16 protein-coding genes and 1 pseudogene are annotated in these 18,245 nt (G+C 62.3%); 9 read left to right on the top strand and 8 right to left on the bottom strand.

The features are described 5' to 3' along the window. The first annotated feature begins 129 nt into the window (after window positions 1-129). Window positions 130-402 (top strand): hypothetical protein, encoded by a 273-nt coding sequence (locus WF331_RS16350; protein WP_340623103.1) that lies wholly within the window; start codon window positions 130-132, stop codon window positions 400-402. A 60-nt stretch (window positions 403-462) separates the two neighbouring features. On the opposite strand, the gene WF331_RS16355 is transcribed toward WF331_RS16350, so the two are convergent. Then, complete coding sequence (locus WF331_RS16355; RefSeq protein ID WP_016499281.1) at window positions 463-1,113, bottom strand: TIGR04211 family SH3 domain-containing protein; 651 nt, start codon at window positions 1,111-1,113, stop codon at window positions 463-465. A 307-nt stretch (window positions 1,114-1,420) separates the two neighbouring features. On the opposite strand from WF331_RS16355, the gene WF331_RS16360 reads away from it, so the two are divergent. Then, the gene (locus WF331_RS16360; protein ID WP_420793228.1) at window positions 1,421-2,728 is read left to right on the top strand and encodes an OprD family porin; all 1,308 of its coding nucleotides are present in this window, start codon (window positions 1,421-1,423) and stop codon (window positions 2,726-2,728) included. A gap of 128 nt (window positions 2,729-2,856) precedes the next feature. Continuing rightward, window positions 2,857-3,336: a VOC family protein gene (locus WF331_RS16365; RefSeq protein WP_016499283.1), complete on the top strand. Its 480-nt coding sequence runs from the start codon at window positions 2,857-2,859 to the stop codon at window positions 3,334-3,336. Between the two features lie 145 nt (window positions 3,337-3,481). Here WF331_RS16365 and WF331_RS16370 read toward each other — a convergent pair whose 3' ends face one another. Beyond that, window positions 3,482-5,230 (bottom strand): BCCT family transporter, encoded by a 1,749-nt coding sequence (locus WF331_RS16370; RefSeq protein WP_016499284.1) that lies wholly within the window; start codon window positions 5,228-5,230, stop codon window positions 3,482-3,484. A gap of 311 nt (window positions 5,231-5,541) precedes the next feature. Between WF331_RS16370 and WF331_RS16375 the strand changes: the two genes are divergently transcribed. From WF331_RS16375 to WF331_RS16390, 4 genes are all read left to right on the top strand, one after another. Further along, window positions 5,542-5,859 carry a hypothetical protein gene (locus tag WF331_RS16375; RefSeq protein WP_016499285.1) on the top strand — a complete coding sequence of 106 codons (318 nt, stop codon included), beginning with the start codon at window positions 5,542-5,544 and terminating at the stop codon, window positions 5,857-5,859. Between the two features lie 8 nt (window positions 5,860-5,867). Then, entirely contained in the window at window positions 5,868-6,068 is a 201-nt protein-coding gene (locus WF331_RS16380; RefSeq protein WP_010954468.1) for a DUF1289 domain-containing protein, read from the top strand. Between the two features lie 50 nt (window positions 6,069-6,118). Then, window positions 6,119-6,760: a LysE family translocator gene (locus WF331_RS16385; RefSeq protein ID WP_016499286.1), complete on the top strand. Its 642-nt coding sequence runs from the start codon at window positions 6,119-6,121 to the stop codon at window positions 6,758-6,760. Between the two features lie 226 nt (window positions 6,761-6,986). Then, a complete protein-coding gene (locus tag WF331_RS16390) occupies window positions 6,987-7,775 on the top strand; it encodes a substrate-binding periplasmic protein (protein ID WP_340623104.1) in 789 nt (262 codons plus the stop codon). Window positions 7,776-7,792: 17 nt separating this feature from the next. Here WF331_RS16390 and WF331_RS16395 read toward each other — a convergent pair whose 3' ends face one another. The 4 genes from WF331_RS16395 to WF331_RS16410 all read right to left on the bottom strand — a co-directional run bounded on the left by WF331_RS16395 (window position 7,793) and on the right by WF331_RS16410 (window position 12,997). Further along, window positions 7,793-8,800, bottom strand: a complete 1,008-nt coding sequence (locus WF331_RS16395; protein ID WP_049278237.1) for an XdhC family protein — start codon at window positions 8,798-8,800, stop codon at window positions 7,793-7,795. A 136-nt stretch (window positions 8,801-8,936) separates the two neighbouring features. Then, window positions 8,937-10,280, bottom strand: a complete 1,344-nt coding sequence (locus tag WF331_RS16400; protein WP_340623105.1) for a c-type cytochrome — start codon at window positions 10,278-10,280, stop codon at window positions 8,937-8,939. Window positions 10,281-10,298: 18 nt separating this feature from the next. Then, window positions 10,299-12,542, bottom strand: a complete 2,244-nt coding sequence (locus WF331_RS16405) for a xanthine dehydrogenase family protein molybdopterin-binding subunit (protein ID WP_340623106.1) — start codon at window positions 12,540-12,542, stop codon at window positions 10,299-10,301. Continuing rightward, window positions 12,542-12,997: a (2Fe-2S)-binding protein gene (locus tag WF331_RS16410; RefSeq protein ID WP_016487486.1), complete on the bottom strand. Its 456-nt coding sequence runs from the start codon at window positions 12,995-12,997 to the stop codon at window positions 12,542-12,544. The genes WF331_RS16405 and WF331_RS16410 overlap by 1 nt, the downstream gene beginning before the upstream one ends. Window positions 12,998-13,312: 315 nt before the next feature. Here WF331_RS16410 and WF331_RS16415 point away from each other — a divergent pair, with 315 nt between their 5' ends. Together WF331_RS16415 and WF331_RS16420 are read left to right on the top strand one after the other, a co-directional pair. After that, window positions 13,313-15,499, top strand: coding sequence for an OsmC domain/YcaO domain-containing protein (locus WF331_RS16415; RefSeq protein ID WP_016499291.1), 2,187 nt, complete (start codon window positions 13,313-13,315; stop codon window positions 15,497-15,499). A gap of 261 nt (window positions 15,500-15,760) precedes the next feature. After that, a complete protein-coding gene (locus tag WF331_RS16420; protein WP_156858978.1) occupies window positions 15,761-16,573 on the top strand; it encodes a class I SAM-dependent methyltransferase in 813 nt (270 codons plus the stop codon). Here the strand turns inward: WF331_RS16420 and WF331_RS16425 are convergent. Both WF331_RS16425 and WF331_RS16430 read right to left on the bottom strand, forming a co-directional pair. Beyond that, on the bottom strand, window positions 16,560-17,438 hold the full coding sequence (locus WF331_RS16425) for a DUF6708 domain-containing protein (protein ID WP_340623107.1): 879 nt from the start codon (window positions 17,436-17,438) through the stop codon (window positions 16,560-16,562). The genes WF331_RS16420 and WF331_RS16425 overlap by 14 nt on opposite strands. Window positions 17,439-17,440: 2 nt before the next feature. Beyond that, window positions 17,441-18,181 (bottom strand): annotated as a pseudogene (locus WF331_RS16430) (T6SS effector BTH_I2691 family protein); the annotation flags it as partial. Window positions 18,182-18,245: the final 64 nt, after the last annotated feature.

The following is an 18,245-nucleotide window of genomic DNA, read 5'->3' on the forward strand; positions in this document are numbered from 1 at the left end:
TCCTGTTCGCCAAGACCGGTTTACCGCTGGGCTGAAGCCCTGCGATTCAACTTTCGGCCAACTATGCTGTTTGCTGCGTCGAGCAAGATACACCTCGACGAACCCTATGGTTTTCCAGGAGAACGCTCCATGAAATCCACGAAATGCATACCCTTGTTGGTGATTGCGTCCGTCCTCAGCTTTGCCGTACACGCAAGCCCTGCGAGCAACTGTGAGGCCAAGATCAAGGAACTTGAAGATTTCCACAAGGCCAGCGGCCAGGCGATGCATGGCGGCATGGCCCATGACTTCAAAGTCCACCTGCAAAATGCCAAGGATGCTCAGAGCAAGGGTGATTTTACCCAGTGCCAGTCCTCGGCGGACCAAGCCAAGACCATCTATAACAAGGCGCGTAGCAAGTAAGCCTCGGTCGGCCCCTTCGCGGCGTTACCCGCGAAGGGGCCGGTGCAGGATGGCCCGCTGTCAGAACCAGCGATCGTTCTTCTTCCGCCCACGGGTCAACGCCGGCAAGATCAGCCCGGCCAGCAAGCCCGCACCGGCAATGCTGCCGCCATACACCATGTAGCGCATCATCACCTGCTTGTTCTCGTCACCCAGGCGCGCCTGGGTATCGCGCAGCTCCGACTGGCTCTGGTCGAACTGTTCATTCAGCGCCTTGTTGCGCGCTTCCAGTTCGTCGATGAGTTTTTTCCGTGAGTCGAGGGTTTCCTGCATGCCCTGTACCCGGCTCTTCCAGCTGTCGTCGATGGTCTTCAACTGCCCGGTCAGCTCCACGACCTGGGCGTCGAGTTGCGGCAGGCGCTCGTTCTGGCCCGGCACCGCTTGCAAGTCGTTGCTGAGTATCCATACCACATCGCCATTCTGCCCACGCACCTGGCTGTAATTGCCCTGGGTGCCGAGCAGGGTCAACTGTTGCCCCGACTTCAGGGTACCGACGATGCGGTGGCCGTCGGTGGGGCCGCTGCGCACATAGGTACTCAGGCTGTCGCTGACCCAGCGTGCGTCGCTGGCGGGCTCTTCGGCGTGCACCGGCGCAGCAAGGGCCACCAAGGCGGCAATCAGGCCGCCGCGCAGGGCAGGGAGGACGGAAGCGGTTGGGCGGGATTCGGGCATGTTGGGTCTTCGCTGAAACAGGACAAAAGTAGGCCCGATGACTGGGCCGATGAACCGGTCGCTGAGTTGACCGTCAGCCAAAGACCCTTTTTTTGTAGGCAGGTTCACTACCTGATATCGGAAATGTCTGCAGGATGTTGCGGAAACTCGCCCCAGAGCGCTTCGCCTGCGATGACGCAATTGTAATGCACGGATCACCTTGGCGTTATCTGCCGGCCGTCAATCTCGGCCAGCCGACACAACTATAAAGATGACGTACAAGGAGCATCGGATGACCTGCAGATCACCCCTGAAACTGGCTGCGTGCATGGCGCTCTCCGGCGTCGGCAACCTGGCGATGGCGGCGGACGAGGCCGCGCAAGGCTTTATCGAGGGCAGCACGCTCAGCGTGCTCAACCGCAACTTCTACTTCAACCGCGACAACCGCGATTCCGCAGCTCCCACGCACAACCCCGGCAAGCAACCCGATAACGGTTATTCCGAAGCCTGGGCCCACGCCGTCATTGCCCGGTTCGAGTCGGGTTTTACCCAGGGCACCGTGGGTGTTGGCCTGGATGCGTTCGCCATGCTCGGCCTCAAACTGGACACCGGCGGCGGCCGCAATGGCGGGCGCAGTTCGTTCGATGTGTTGCCGGTAGACCATGACGGCCAGGCCCGAGACGCGTACACCAAGGTGGGTGGCGCGGCCAAGGTGCGCCTGTACGACACGGTACTGAAGGTAGGCGATGTGTTCCCGGCCAACCCGGTGGTGGCCGCTGGCGACTCACGGCTGCTGCCGGAAAGCTTCCGTGGCGTGACCCTGGAAAACACCAGTATCAAGGACCTCACCTTGCAAGCCGGGCGCCTGCATGCCATGAGCCAGCCGGTGTCCAGTGATCTGCGGGAGAACTTCGTGACCTTCTATGGCGGCCCGGTCGATTCGCCGTGGATCGCCTATGGCGGCGGTGACTACACGCTCGACGAACATGTCAGCGTCAGCCTGTTCAGCAGCCGGCTCAAGGATGTGTGGAACCAGTACTACGCCGGCACCAGCCTCAGTTGGCCACTGAGCGATGAGCTGGCCTTGATCGGCGGCTTCAACTATTACAAAGCCGTGGATGAAGGGCAGCAGCGGCTGGGCGCCTTCGACAACGACATCTGGAGCGCCAGGCTGGGTGTGAGCTTCGGCGCCCACACCCTGGCGCTGACTCACCAGCGCAACAAGGGCGACGATGACTTCGACTACCTGCGCCAGTCCGACTCGATCTTCCTCGACAACTCCATCCAGTACAGCGATTTCAACTCGCCCAAAGAGCGTTCGTGGATGCTGCGTTATGACCTGAACATGGCCGCCTACGGTATTCCCGGGCTGTCGTTCATGACGCGCTACGGCAAAGGCACCGATGCCGACTATTCCAACGCCAACGCGGTGTACATGCGTCGCGATGCCGACGGCAACCCGCTGACCGACCAGAAGCGCTGGGAGCGTGACATCGAGGTCAAGTACGTGGTGCAGACCGGCGCGGCCAAGGACTTGTCGCTGCGCGTGCGCCAGGCCACCACCCGGGCCACGGCGTTCGAGTCGGACCTGGACGAAGTGCGGCTGATCGTGGAGTACCCATTGTCGATCCTGTGAATTCACCTGGGTAGCGCTGCAGCTCCTTTGGTTTGGGTGGATGTTTTGGCGCTCCGTATGGGGCGCTTTTTTTATGTTCAAGGGTGCGGGCTAGACTCAAGGGTCCACACCCTTCATGGAGCACGGCCATGACTGCCAAGAACACCATCTGCCTCTGGTACGACAACGATGCCGAGGAGGCCGCCAACTTCTACGCCAGCATCTTCCCGGACAGCAAGGTGATTGCGCTGCACAAGGCGCCAGCTGACTACCCTTCGGGCAAGGAGGGCGATGTCATCACTGTCGAGTTCACTGTCATGGGCATACCCTGTGTGGGGCTCAATGGCGGCTCGACGTTCAAGCACTGTGAGGCGTTTTCGTTCCAGGTCAGTACCGAAGACCAGGCCGAAACCGACCGCTTGTGGGATGCGATCATCGCGAATGGCGGCGAGGCCAGCGTGTGTGGCTGGTGCAAGGACAAGTGGGGGATCTCCTGGCAGATCACCCCCCGTATCCTGATCGAGGCGATTGGCCACACCGACCGCGCGGCGGCCAAGCGGGCGTTTGAGGCCATGATGCAGATGGGCAAGATCGATGTGGCCAGGATAGCGGCGGCATTGAAGGGGTGAACCGCAGGCGTTTCATGGGCTGTGGTTATCGATTTGCCCTGGAAAATCGCTTATCGAGGGGGCACAGTTCCATACCTCAAGTGGCGCCCCTGAACCAGACGCTGTACCCGCCCGCTCCTGCAAGGGACCGGGCGGGGCTGGCGTGTCAGGTTTCGGACACTTCGCTCGCTGCTGCCGCCTGCTTCACCGCAGCCTTCTTCTCCTGCACCACGATGTAGAACTCCTCACCATGCTTCACCGCCCCATACAACACGGCCTTCTCGATCAGCTCGTTGCCGCGCAGGTGACGCAGCATCATCGGGTCCTTACGCAGGTCGCGGTACAGCGCCAGGCACAGCAGCACCATCACCACCACAAAGGGCAGGGCCACGACGATGGTCAGGTTCTGCAGCCCGGTCAGCGCCTCGCCCGGGTCCCGCGGGTCGCCGATCGCCAGCATGATCGCCGCCACCGTCCCGGTCAGCGCGCCCCAGAAAATCACCGTGCGCCGCGATGGCGCGGTGGTGCCGTGTTCCGACAGCGTGCCCATCACCAGTGACGCCGCATCGGCACCGGAGACGAAGAAGATGCCCACCAGGATCATCACCAGCACAGAGGAAACCGACGCCAGCGGGTAGCTGTCCAGAAGCTGGTACAGCGCGTGGTTGCTGTTGACCGCACCGTTGGCCAGCTGGAAGGCGCCTTCGCGCAAGGCGTCGATGGATGCACCGCCGAAAATGGTGAACCACACCAGGCTGACCAGGCTCGGCACCAGCAGCACCCCGGTGACAAACTGGCGAATGGTGCGGCCGCGGCTGATGCGGGCGATGAACATGCCCACGAACGGTGTCCAGGAAATCCACCAGGCCCAGTAGAACACGGTCCAGCCGGCCAGCCAGCTGTTCATCTGATCGCCGCCGCTGGCGTTGGTGCGGGCCATCATTTCCGGCAGCATCTTGATGTAGATACCGATCGAGGTCGGCAGCAGGTTGAGCATGAGCAGGGTAGGGCCGACCATGAACACGAACGCCGCCAGCACCAGTGCCAGCACCATGTTGGTGTTGGACAGCCACTGGATGCCCTTGCCGATGCCTGACACCGCCGAGGTGACGAAGGCAATGGTCAGCAGGGTGATGATGGCGATGTAGAACAACTTGCCGGGGCTTTCGACCCAGCCGTTGTATTCCAGCCCGCCGGCAATCTGCAGCGCACCCAGGCCCAGCGAGGCCGCCGAGCCGAACAGCGTGGCAAAGATTGCCATCATGTCGATCAGGCGGCCGAGCGGGCCGTTGGCGTGCTTGCCGATCAACGGCCGGAATGCGGCGGATATCAGCTGCGAGCGGCCACGGCGGTAGGTGCCGTAGGCAATCACCAGGCCGACGATGGCGTACATCGCCCAAGGGTGCAGGGTCCAGTGGAACAGGGTGGTAGCCATTGCCACCTGCATCGCTTCGCTCGTTTGCGCGGTGGCCGAGCCGGGTGGCGGCGTCACATAGTGCGACAGCGGCTCGGCAACGCCGAAGAACATCAGGCCGATGCCCATGCCGGCGCTGAACATCATTGCCACCCAGGACACCGTGCGGAATTCTGGCTGTTCGCCATCACGGCCCAGTGGCACCCGGCCATAACGGCTGGCGGCCAGCCACAGCACGAACACCACGAAAAGCGTCGAGGTGAGCACGAAGAACCAGCCAAAGTTGAGGATGACCCAGGATTGCGCGCTGGAGGCGCTGCTGGCGAGGCTGGCCTGGTTGAGGAAGCCCCAGAGGACGAACGCGATGGCCAGAAGGCTGGTGAAACCAAAGACAATCCAGTCGAGTTTGCCCTCGAAATGCCGGTCCTGGCGGGCTTCTGCGGTTTTCGAGGGGTCTGTCACGCCAAGGTCGAGTGTTTCGGTGATGTGTTCCTTTGCCATGAATGATGAGGCCCCTTTGTGGTTTACCTGCACGCGCAGGCTTCTTGTTGTATGGGCGACCGAGTTCGATGACGGCCTCGGCGTGGAGATTGCCGGCCGATTATCCTGTGCTCGAAACGGCTGTACCTGTCCCGTAAACGTCTTGGGGCGTCCATTGCGCGACCTGCCAAATACTTTTAGTTCTGGGGGCGGTGGCCCTTTCTGCCTCGCGTTCTGGTACCCTGTGGGCATTACCCTGGCCTGCACATCCGGGCACCGTAGAAGCGTTGCTGCTTGTGGGCCAGGCCGCACCAGGAAACGGAGATTCGTCAATGGCCACTGACCGTGTGAGCCTGATTCATTTCGATAAATTGAGCATGAGCCCTGCCGCCGCCGATCGGTTCCAGAAAGCCCTCGATGCGCTGGCAGCGCTCAAGCTGCAGGACCGTTACGTGTACCTCATCGCTCCTTATCTGGGTGATATCGCTGACGCCTCTGACGCTGAGCAACTGGACACCGCCCTGGGCCAGTGCATTCGTGTGGTCGATGAATTGCTGGCTGCCAGGTCGGTCAGCAAAGCCAAGTCCGAAGAAGTACGCCAGGTGTTCCAGAGCGCTGCCGAACGTGCACGGGCAGAAATGCCCGGCTGAGTGGTGGCATGGCCAAAGATATCGACAACCCCTGCGTCTCGTTATGCCAGCTCAACAGCGAGCTGTGCGTGAGCTGTGGCCGTACCCGTGACGAAATTCGCAAATGGCGGGGCATGAAACGCCCGGAAAAGATGGCCACCGTGCAGCGCGCGGCAACGCGCATGAAAGCTATCGCCAAGAAGGCAGCCAAGCGGCAGAATGCTGGCTGATCCTGCGTGCCCTGCACGCGGCCTAGCCTGATTTGCCTGACGAGCCTGAAATGGATTCTCACTCGCTGCTTGCGTTTACCCTGGTCGCTGCCATCGCGATCGCCAGCCCTGGCCCCGCCACCCTGATGGCCATCAACAACAGCCTGGCCCACGGCCAACGGAGCGCGGTCTGGTCGTCGCTGGGCAATGGCTCGGGCCTGTTCTGCCTGTCGGCTGCGGCCATGCTCGGGCTGGGTGCGTTGCTGGCCAGTTCCGAAGTACTGTTCAACGCCGTGAAGATCCTGGGGGCAGGCTATCTGTTCTACCTCGGTGCGCGGCAATTGCTGAAAAAGAGCCCGATGCTGGAGCAGGGCGCTGCTGAGGGCGCTGCCAAGGTACGGCCCACACCGCTGAAGTTGTACAAGTCGGCTTTCCTCACAGCGGTGACCAACCCCAAGGCAACCATGTTCTTCACTGCGCTGTTCCCGCAGTTCATCGACCAAGGGGCGGCACTGTTGCCGCAGTTCCTGACCCTCACGGGGATTTTCGTGGGCTTGTCGCTTGCTTCGCTGAGCTTGTATGCCGCACTGGCGGCGCGGGCCAAGGGTGTGTTGACCCGGCCGTCGATGTCACGCTGGGTGAGCCGCGTGGTGGGCGCCACCTTTATCGGCTTTGGCGCGGCGATTCTGGCGATGCGTCGGCAAGGGGCCTGAGGCGCGACACCTCGAACGGGGCGCCGGTTGATAACTGGCGTCGTGGCCGGCCAAGGTATTGGGTTGGCCTGTTTCTTGGCTGGCCGATGAAAGGCCGCCCCACTAACAACTCTTAGTCCAGACTGTCTACAGCACGCGCAGATGAATGCTGCGGTCGAGCACAGGATGTGGCAGCCTTTGGCCACCACGCCGGGTCGCCGGATGTTACATGTGCCGAGGGTTGTAGATGATCCAGCGTCGCTTGAGCCAAGCCTTGCTGCTGTTGCCTTGCCTGTTGCTGCCTCTGGCGGGCGCAGCGGACGAGCCATGCCGACGGCTGACCGCGACCGGCAACCCGGAATACCCCCCTTACCTGTGGCGCGACCCGCAGAACCCTCAGCAACTGATCGGTGCCAACGCCGACCTCCTCAAGTACCTGGGCAAGCAGTTGGGGCTGGAAATCGAGGTGGTGTACGGCGGCCCCTGGTCGCGGGCGCAGGAAGAAGTGCGCACCGGCCGGATCGACCTGCTGGCCGGGTATTTCATCACCCAGGCCCGGAAGCAACAGATGGACTTCATCGCCCCACCATTCCTGAGTACTCCCAGCGTGGTCTGGGTACGCCAGGACAATGCCTTTGCCTACCACCAGTGGGCAGACCTCAAGGGCCGCAAAGGCGGGACCCTGGTCAACAACAGCCATGGCCAGCAGTTCGATGAATACGCCCAGGCCAACCTCATCCTCGAAGCGGTGCCTGGCGCACGGCAGGCGTTCGAGAAGTTGATGCACAAGCGCAGTGATTACGTGGTGTACGAGCAGTACCCCGGCATGGCGTTGGCGCGCACCCTGGGCATTGCAGCCACTGTGCAGGTGTTGCAGCCCCCGGTGTCCAGCGAAGGGTTGTACCTGGCGATGTCGCATGAATCGCCCTGCAACAAGCCGCAGCTGCGTGAAGCGCTGGCGCGGGAGATGGCGAAGATCGTTGGCGGGGCGTTGCCCGAGCAGATGCTGAAGCAGAACCTGGAGCGGTGGCAGTAACAGCCCCGTACGCGCTCCTACAGGGACCCCGCTTCCTTGGCCTGGCTCACGTTGACCGCACCTGGCAGGGTGACGTCGTTTTTTGCCGCGAGAATCTCGGCCATTACACTGACAGCGATCTCGGCCGGCGTCTTGCTGCCAATGTAGATGCCAATCGGGCCATGCAGGCGCTGCAGCGAGGTCTCGCTTTCGCCGAAGTGTTCGATGAGGCGCTCGCGGCGCAGCTGGCTGTTACGCCGCGAGCCGATGGCGCCAATGTAGAACGCAGGGCTGTGCAAGGCTTCGAGCAGGGCCAGGTCGTCCAGTTTGGGATCGTGACTGACCGCGACGATGGCGCTGCGAATGTCTGCGGCGAAGGCGCGGACCACGTCGTCCGGCATGCCGGGCAGCACGTTGACCCCGGCGATTGCCCAGCCTGCCGTGTACTCCGGGCGCGGGTCGCACAGCGAAACATTGAAGCCGTTGAACAGGGCCATGGTGGCGAGGTACTCGGCCAGTGCGCCGCCCCCTATCAGTAGCAGGCGGTAGCCGGGGCCGAGGGTGCTGAGCATGCGCTGGCCGTCGAAGCTGAACAGTTCGGGTGTGCCGGTGGCACAGAGGCTGGCTTCGCCGCTGCGCAGGTTCAGGTCACGGCGCACCAGGCTTCCGCGGCCGAGGCAGGCCAGCAGTTGGTCCAGGTGCGCCAGTGCCGGGGCGAACTCCAGCACCAGTTCAAGGGTGCCGCCACAGGGCAGGCCAAAGCGGTGGGCCTCGTCGGCGCTGACGCCGTAACGTACCACCTGAGGCTGGCCATCGGGCATGCCGGGGCCGCCGTATGCGGTGGTGTAGCGGTGGATGAGGTCGTCTTCGATGCAGCCGCCGGAGACACTGCCGGCCACGCGGCCGTCGCTGCGCAAGGCCATCATCGAGCCGACCGGTCGGGGGGAGGAGCCCCAGGTACGGGCGACCGTGGCGAGCAGGACGCGGTGACCGGTGGCGAGCCAGTCTCGGGTGGTGCGCAAAACCAACAGATCAATGCTTTCCATTGGGGGTCCATTAAACCAGATGTTCAAGGGTGGCTGTGCTGGCCTCTTCGCGGGTATTACACCCATTTACAGGGCGGCGTGTTTCCTGTGGGAGCGGGCATGCCCGCGAAAAGGCAGGTGCATGAACCACGGCAAATCAGCGCATATGCAAGATGATCGGGCTGCTGCTGGCCGGGTCGGTATGACCACGCAGCTTGCCTACCGCCTGCGCATCCACCGCACCCCCCTGGTTGCCCCAGGCCGTACGCACGAAGCTCAGCACCTCAGCAATGTCCTGGTCACGCAACTGCGCGCGGAAAGCCGGCATGCGATAGGCATCCGGCACCCCGGCAGCCACCACCCGCTGCGAACCATTGAGGGTGATATTGATCGCCGAGGCGTTCTCCTTGGACAGTGCCGAGGTGGCGCCTGCCAACGGCGGCATCCATTCGGCCTGGCCTTTGCCGTCCAGACCGTGGCAAGACGCGCAGTGGGTCACATAGGTGTGCGCCCCCGGGCTATCGAGCCGTGAAGCTGCCGATTCGGCCTGGTATTGCCATGGCGCGCCGTCACGCTGGGGATCGCCGGGCAGTGATTTCAGGTAGTGGGCAATGGCGGCCAGGTCATCATGATGCATGAACTGCGTGGAATTGTTGAACGCCTCGGTCATTGAGCCGAACACCACGGCATGCCGGTTGCGCCCGGTTTTCAGGAACTGCGCGATTTCTGCCTCGCTCCAGCGCCCCAGCCCGGTGTTGTGGTCGGCGCGCAGGCTCGGTGCGTACCAGCCGTCGAGCAGGGCACCGGCCAGGAACGGCTTGCCGCCTTCATCCAGGGCCTTTTCGTTGAAGGCCAGGCCGCGCGGGGTGTGGCAACTGCCACAGTGGCCGGGGCCCTGGACGAGGTAGGCACCCCGGTTCCACTGCGCATCCTGCCCTGCCTTGGCGGTGTAAGGCGTGGTGGCCGCGAACAGGCCATTCCACAAGGCGATTGGCCAGCGCAGGTTCAATGGCCAAGGGATGTCGCTGGCCAGGTTGGCCTGTTGCACCGGTTGCACACCATGCATGAAAAACGCGTATAGCGCCTTTACATCGTCATCGCTGAGCTTGGCGTAGGACGGGTAGGGCATGGCCGGATACAGCCGGCGGCCACCGGGCGCGACACCCTGGCGCACGGCATGGTCGAAATCGGCCAGGCTGTAACTGCCGATACCGCTGTCGCGATCGGGGGTGATATTGGTGGCGTGGATGGCACCCAGCGGGGTGGCCATTTCCAGCCCGCCAGCGAAAGGCTTGCCATCCGGCAGGCTGTGGCAGGCAACGCAGTCACTGAGGCGGGCCACGTACTCGCCACGGCTGACCAATGCCGGGTCAGCGGCGGTGGCCTGTACGTCGGCAAACGGCGTGGCCGGCTCGCGGGTGACATACCAGGCCAGCAGGCCTGCCGCGACCAGGCACGGCAGCGCCAGCCAGCCAGCGGTTCTTGCGAAACGATGGGTCATGGGGCGTCCCTTGTGCGATCAGCTGAAGGTATGGCGGCTCAGTGGCAGGCTGCGTACGCGCTGCCCGGTAAGCTGCGCGACTGCGTTGGCCACTGCCGGGGCGACGGCGGGTAGCGGTGGCTCGCCGATACCGCCCATCTTCGCGCCGCTTTCGACTATGCGCACATGCACCCGGGCCATGCGCGAGGGCGGCAGGATCGGGTACAGGTCGTAGTTGCGTGCGCGTGGCTTGCCATCCACGTATACCGCTTCCTCCACCAGCGTCTGCGACAGGCCAAGGGCAACCGCGCCGTTAACCTGGTGTTCGATGATCGCCGGGTTGACGATGCTGCCCGGGTCGATGGCCTCCCAGATGTCGTGCACCTTGACCTGGCCGTTCTCGATCGATACCTCGGCGATGACTGCCGCCTCCGAGCCGAATGGTGAGGCCATGGCCACGCCGCGTGCCCGTTTACTGCCATCCTCGGCGGTGAACGGCCCGCGTTTCCAGCCACCGGACAAGTCGGCGACCGCGTTCAGCAGGTTGGTCAGGCGCGGGTTGTCGCGCAGCAGGTGCAGGCGTAGCTCGAACGGGTCCTTGCCGCCTTTGTCGGCCAGTTCATCCAGGAATGATTCATAGAAGAAGTCGTTCAGCGAGTTACCCACCGAACGCCAGTAGCCAAGCATGGCCGGGCCTTTGACGTAGATCTGGGCAATGCGCTTGTTGGCGATGGCGTACGCCTTGCCTGATAGCCCCTCAAGCGCGGTCGGGTCGATCTTTTCCCCTTGTTTGCCAGCAAGAGCCTCGGTTGGGCCTTCGGTGGCGCTGACCGCTTCGAGGGCCACTGGCATGCCATCGGCATCCAGCCCGGCGCGGAATTTCACCACTGCGACCGGGCGCAGCACATCACGCAGGAATTCTTCTTCGCGGCTCCAGATGAGTTTTACCGGCCGGCCAACCGCTTTGGCCAAGGCAATGGCTTGCGGATAGGGGTTGGCCGAGTCGTACAGGAAGTGGCGGCCAAAGAAGCCGCCCAGCAGTGGCGAGTGCAGGTTGATGTGCGCAGGCTCCAGGCCGGTACGCTTGGCAATGTCGTCACGGAACATGTCCGGGGCCTGGTTGGGCAGCCAGACGTCCAGGGTGCCATCCGGGTTGAAGCGGGCGAGGGCGGACGGTGGCTCGAGCTGGGCATGGTTCAGGTACTGGTTGTGGTAGCTGGCTTCGACCTTGGTCTTGGCATTGCTCAAGGCGCCGGCGATATCGCCTTCGTTCTCTTCATCACGGGCCGGGCCCTCGACCGTTGCCAAGTGCTCGCGCCAGGCGTCGCTGGAGAAATCGGCCGGCATCGGCCGCACCTTGCTGTCGGCGGTCGGCTCTTGCCAGTCAACCTGAACCGCCTCCACCGCACGCTTTGCGTGCCACCAGCGCTCGGCCACCACCGCCACGGCGCCCGGCAGCTGATGCACCGAATGCACACCTTTCATGGCCTTGACCTGCTCTTCGTTGCGCAGGCTGCCCACGGTCATGCCCAAACGTGGCGCGTGCTGCACGGCGGCGTGGAGCATGCCGTCGACCTTTATGTCGATGCAGTACTGGGCCTTGCCGGTGGACTTGTCGTAGGCATCCAGGCGGCGAACGGGTTTGCCAATCCAGCGAAACTGGCTGGGATCCCGCAGCTTGACACTGGCCGGGTCGGGTACCGGCAGGTCCATGGCGCGCCCGGCGAGGTCGCCGTAGGGTATCGAACGCCCGCTCGTGGTATGTACTACGTTTCCTGGTGTGGTCGAGAGTTCGTCGACCGGCACGCCCAGTTGTTCGGCGCCCGCCTGCAGCAGCATGGCCCGTGCAAGGGCGCCCAGGCGGCGCATGGTCGGGTAGCTCATGCGCACCGACATGCTGCCACCGGTGATGCGCATGCCGTTTTCCATCACTACATAAGCTTCGCCCGGTGGCGCGCTATCGACCACGAAGTTGACGGGGTCGACATCCAGCTCTTCACCCACAATCTGTGCCATGGCGGTGAAGGGGCCTTGCCCGCCTTCCATGAAGGGGCTCAGCAGGCGTACCGTGCCGTCTGGGCGAATCTCCAGAAACGCCGGCACCTGGGTGCCGCGCTCTGCGGTTGCCGCGGCCTGCACGCGGGCCGAGCCCATGGGCAGGCCGAAACCCAGCACCAGGGCGCCGACTGCGGTGCCGGCAAGAAAGCGCCGCCGCGACAGGTTGACGGTTTCGCCCAGTTGCAACTTGAGCAGCTCTGCGGGGCTATCGACTGGCGTGTTCATCAGGCCTGCTCCCCTTGGGCCAGGTCATGCACGGCAGCATGGATGGCGTTGTAGGTGCCGCAACGGCACAGGTTGACCATGGCCGCGTCGATCTGCGCATCACTGGGCTTGGGGGTGTGCTTGAGCAACGCCGTGGCGGCCATGACCTGGCCAGACTGGCAGTAGCCGCACTGGGCCACCTGATGCTCGACCCAGGCCGCAACCACCCGTTTGCCAACGGCATCGGCTTCGATTGCCTCGATGGTGGTGACCTCGCGCCCCACCACACCGGCCACCGGGGTGACGCAAGCGCGGACCACGTTGCCGTCCACCAGCACCGAACAGGCGCCGCACTGGGCCAGGCCGCAGCCGTACTTGGTGCCGGTCAGCCCCAGGTCATCGCGGATCACCCACAGCAAGGGCGTGTCGGCGTCCGCCTCGACCTGGTAGGTCTGCTGGTTAATGCGTAGTTCCATGGTTCACCTGCCAGTCATCGGTTGCTGTCGCTGTGTTTTTTCTGTGTGGGAATACGTTGTTCCCCAGAGGAGAAACGCTAGCACAGGGGGATGACCGCTGGTCTGGAGGCGAGGGCAGGTTCAGAGGATCAGGCAAGCAATCCGGTGGAATGCGCAAGTCTGTACTGGCCCCATCGCCGGCAAGCCAGCTACCAAGTCCCTGTGGGAGCTGGCTTGCCGGCGATGGGGCCAGGCAGGCAAACAGGACTTCTGGCGTAAAAACCCGGATAATGCCGGCCAATTTCGTTTTGCACGCTTAAATCACGGTAACCCCGCATGGAAATCAAGGTCAATTTTCTCGACAATCTCCGTCTCGAAGCCAAGTTCGACGACTTCACGGTGATCGCCGACCAACCGATCCGCTACAAAGGCGATGGTTCGGCCCCAGGCCCGTTCGACTATTTCCTGGCGTCTTCGGCCTTGTGCGCGGCTTACTTCGTCAAGCTGTACTGCCAGGCCCGCGACATCCCCACCGAGAACATCCGCCTGTCGCAGAACAACATTGTCGACCCGGAAAACCGCTACAACCAGATCTTCAAGATCCAGGTCGAGCTGCCCGAGGACATTTCAGACAAGGACCGCCAGGGCATCCTGCGCTCAATCGACCGCTGCACGGTCAAGAAGGTTGTGCAGACCGGCCCTGAATTCGTGATCGAAGTGGTCGAAAACCTCGATGCCGACGCCCAGGGCCTGTTGATGCCGGTGGCGGACAGCAGCACCTACATCCCAGGCAAAGACCTGCCGCTGGAGCAGACCATCGCCAACATGTCGGGCATCCTCGCCGGGCTGGGGATGAAGATCGAGATCGCTTCGTGGCGCAATATCGTGCCCAATGTGTGGTCGCTGCACGTGCGCGACGCGCAGTCGCCAATGTGCTTCACCAACGGCAAGGGCGCGACCAAGGAAGCGGCGCTGGCCTCGGCGCTGGGCGAATTCATCGAGCGCCTGAACTGCAACTTCTTCTACAACGACCAGTTCTGGGGCGAGGAGCTGGCCAACGCGCCGTTCGTGCACTACCCGAACGAGCAGTGGTTCAAGCCTGGCCCGCGCGACGCGCTGCCGGCCGAGATCCTCGACGAGCATTGCCTGGAAATCTACAACCCGGACGGTGAGCTGCGCGGTTCGCACCTGTACGACACCAACTCGGGCAATACTGCGCGCGGCATCTGCTCGCTGCCGTTCGTCCGCCAGTCCGACCAGCAGGTGGTGTACTTCCCGTCCAACCTGATCGAAAACCTGTTCCTGAGCAACGGCATGAGCGCCGGCAATACCCTGGCCGAGGCGCAGGTCCAATGCCTGTCGGAAATCTTCGAGCGCGCCGTGAAGCGCGAAATCCTCGAAGGCGAGCTGTGCCTGCCGGACGTGCCGCAGGAAGTGTTGGCCAAGTACCCGGCCATTGTCGCCGGTATTCAGGGCCTGGAAGAGCAGGGCTTCCCGGTGCTGGTCAAGGATGCCTCGCTGGGTGGCGAGTTCCCGGTCATGTGCGTGACTTTGATGAACCCGCGCACCGGTGGCGTCTTCGCCTCGTTCGGTGCCCACCCGAGCCTTGAAGTGGCGCTGGAGCGCAGCCTCACCGAGTTGCTGCAGGGCCGCAGCTTCGAAGGCCTGAACGATCTGCCGCAGCCGACCTTCGAGAGCCATGCGCTGACCGAGCCGAACAACTTCGTCGAGCACTTCATCGACTCCAGCGGCGTGGTGTCGTGGCGCTTCTTCGGCGCCAAGGCCGACTTCGAGTTCGTCGAGTGGGACTTCTCCGGCCATGGCGAGGACTCCAATGTTCAGGAGGCCGCAACCCTGTTCGGCATTCTCGAAGACCTGGGCAAGGAAGTGTACATGGCGGTGTACGACAACCTTGGCGCCACTGCCTGCCGCATCCTGGTGCCGGGCTACTCGGAAATCTACCCGGTCGAGGACCTGATCTGGGACAACACCAACCGCGCCCTGTCGTTCCGCGCCGACATCCTCAACCTGCACAGCCTCGAAAGCCGCCCCCTCAAGTTGCTGCTCAAGCGCCTGGACAACTGCGATGTGGATGACTACACCACCATCACCACGCTGATTGGTGTGGAGTTCGACGAGAACACCGTGTGGGGCCAGCTGACCATTCTCGAGCTGAAACTGCTGATTTGCCTGGCGGTGCAGCGTTTTGAGGAGGCCAAGGAGCTGGTCGAGGCATTCCTGCAGTTCAACGACAACACCGTCGAGCGTGGCCTGTTCTACCAGGCGCTGAACGTGGTGCTGGAAGTTCAGCTGGATGACGAGCTGGAGATGGATGATTACGAAGCCAACTTCCGCCGCATGTTCGGCAATGCGCGCATGGACGCAGTATTGGGTTCGCTGGACGGCAGCGTGCGTTTCCATGGCCTGACCCCGACCAGCATGAAGCTCGAAGGCCTTGATCGCCATCTGCGCCTGATCGAGAGCTACAAGAAGCTGCACGCAGCCCGGGCCAAATTCGCCTGATAGCTGCTGTCCCACTCGTTACTTTCTGCTGGCTGTACCGCCCTCATCGCCGGCAAGCCAGCTCCCACAGGTACTGCACCCTTGTGGGAGCTGGCTTGCCGGCGATTGGGCCAGCAGCGCTCATATAGCACTTTGATCCTGGCGCTATCCCCAAAGCGTCTTTCCGCTTCGCCTGACAGGCGAGTAAATTAATCCCCCCCAATATATGGCGCGTTAACCGCCAGAAGGACCTCGGCCGCGCACGACAAGAAGGCGCAGACGATGAGCACCCCTTTGGACACCAGTGCCCTTAAAGCCCGCCAGCAGGCCGCGTGGGCCAGCGGTGACTACGCGGTAATCGGCACCACCCTGCAACTGGTTGGCGAACGCCTGGCCGAGGCCTGCGACTTGCGCTGGGACGAGCAGGTGCTGGACGTTGCTGCCGGCAACGGCAACGCCACCTTGGCCGCTGCCCGGCGCGGCTGTCGCGTCACCTCCACCGACTATGTGCCCGAATTGCTCAAGCGCGGCGAAGAGCGCGCGCGGGCCGAGCACTTGAATGTGTTGTTCCAGGCGGCCGATGCCGAAGCGTTGCCGTTTGCCGACGGAACCTTCGATGCCGTGCTTTCCACCTTCGGCGTGATGTTCGCCCCTGATCAGGCGCAGGCCGCACGCGAGCTGGCCCGGGTGTGCCGGCCCGGTGGTCGCATCGGCCTGGCCAACTGGACCCCGCAAGGCTTTGTCGGGCAGATGTTCAAAATTCTAGGCCGGCATGTGCCTCCACCCCCCGGTGCCTTGCCGCCTTCGCGCTGGGGCGATGAGGAGCAGTTGCGGGTAATGTTCGAAGGGGCGCTTGGCGAACTGAAAGTCAGTCGTCAGCAGTTCAACTTCCGCTATCGCTCGGCGGCGCATTTCATCGAGGTGTTCCGCACCTGGTATGGGCCGGTACACAAGGCGTTTGCTTCATTGGGGCCAGAGGCGGCCAGTGCGCTGGAGCGGGATCTGACCCAATTGCTGGAGGAGAACAACGTCGCGGGGCCTTCATCGTTGGTGGTGCCGAGTGAATACATTGAGGTGGTGGTCATTCGGGGCTAGCAGGCGCTTCTTCCAATGCCTCCGCGGGTGGGGGGGCTGCACGGACATTGAAAAGCTTGCAGACGAAGTACCAAGCGATCGCGACCGTTAGGTTGTAGGGGAACAACACGGCCCAGAACGGCAGTTGCCAGTTTTTCTTGCCCTGCATTTCACCGGGCTCGCCGGTACGCCAGGGGGCATAGTGGCGCCAGGCTTCAGCCGGGGTCAGGCAGATGGCGTGCAGCGGCTTGTGCCACCAATTGGGCTCGCCGGGGGGCGGAAGCTTGTCTGGACCGTGGTTCATGAAATGGCGAAGGTACTCCCACACTTCGGCGACGTGTCTGACCCCGGGCTCGGTGGGTTCGTTGCTGTCGACCCAGAGGCAGTCTTCTTGGTGGAGGCTGCCATCCGCTCGGCGAGGGGCGAAGGCGAGGGCGTAGCTGGTGCTGAAGGATGAGCCGCCAAACTCGGTGCGTTTGAAAACGCCTCCGCCAGTGTTACTCCACTCAAAGACGAATATCTTGCTCAAGCGTTGATAGTAAATCTTCTGAGTTGATCGGTTGAAACATATGCCCGATAAGCGCTTTATGAAGTATATTCGGTAAATTAGGAATGGGAGGAATGTGAAGGGCGTGAGTGCGAAGCTGGTCATTAAAAGTGGGTTGGATTCAAAGTACTTCATGAACTCCCCGTCAAATAGATAAGGGTAGAAGCCGATCATTGAGATAGTTATTATTGCGCAGTACAGTTTCCCCATGAATACCGAGTCTGTTACCCATGGGTTTCTCAAACATAAAAAATTGTCGGATAAGCTCAATAGCTGCCCGGTGATAGCGGGCTTGTGTCCTGAACCTGTCTTTGAATTGAACATCCAGATGGTTGCCATGGTCAGCGTTCCAGACGAAAAGTTGCGAGGCTCTCATTGTCTTCGTCCAACCCTTGATTGGCGCTGTAAGCGAGATGCAGTGAGACATGATTTTGGTTGGCTAGCGTGTTCTCGAAATGCAGAACCAAGCCAGCGCCTACGATGTGACCGGTTGAGACGATTGGGAAAACGTCCATCCCTTGGTCGTCACGGAGTGCGCTCAAGCTCCCTGACCATTCACTCACGCCTAGCCTGAAGCCAGGCAGTAGCACTGTGAACTCAACAGTTGGTTGAGGTGTGGCGGCTTCGTTATGTGTAATAGCAGTCCAGTTGGGCAGAGACCAGTGATCATTCCGATGCCATTTAGTGTCAACTTTAGGTAGGCCGAGTGACAGGGCCTGTTCGGCCGATAGTAGTTTTGGTCCGTAATGCTCGTTGTGCCAAGCTTTGATTTCAGCTTGTAGCGACGCGAAAGCAGGAAGTTTCTGCTCATAGTTCAAGGTGATGTCAGGGTGCACCTCTCCATCATTGATTCGATTACCGAAGACGCTGCGTGCTGCCCACAGCTCAATTGGGCTATGAAGGTGCTCGTGTGCCTTTGCGTGTAGATAGAGGCCCCCTGCAATGATGGCTACGCCTACGAGGACAAGGGCGGCTGCGGCCCATCCGGCAAAGGGTACTAACGTTGTAGCGCCCGCAACGGCAAGACCTGCTTCAAGGGCGACAGCAGAGCCGATGGCCATAGTTACCCCTCCGGCCAAGGTGGAGCAACCCGAGAAAGTTGGGCTTCACTCGCGCAGTGGTGGTCAGTTCTATCGATATTGTCCG

The sequence above is a fragment of the Pseudomonas sp. YNh genome, from assembly GCF_037993085.1.
Lineage (GTDB): Bacteria > Pseudomonadota > Gammaproteobacteria > Pseudomonadales > Pseudomonadaceae > Aquipseudomonas > Aquipseudomonas putida.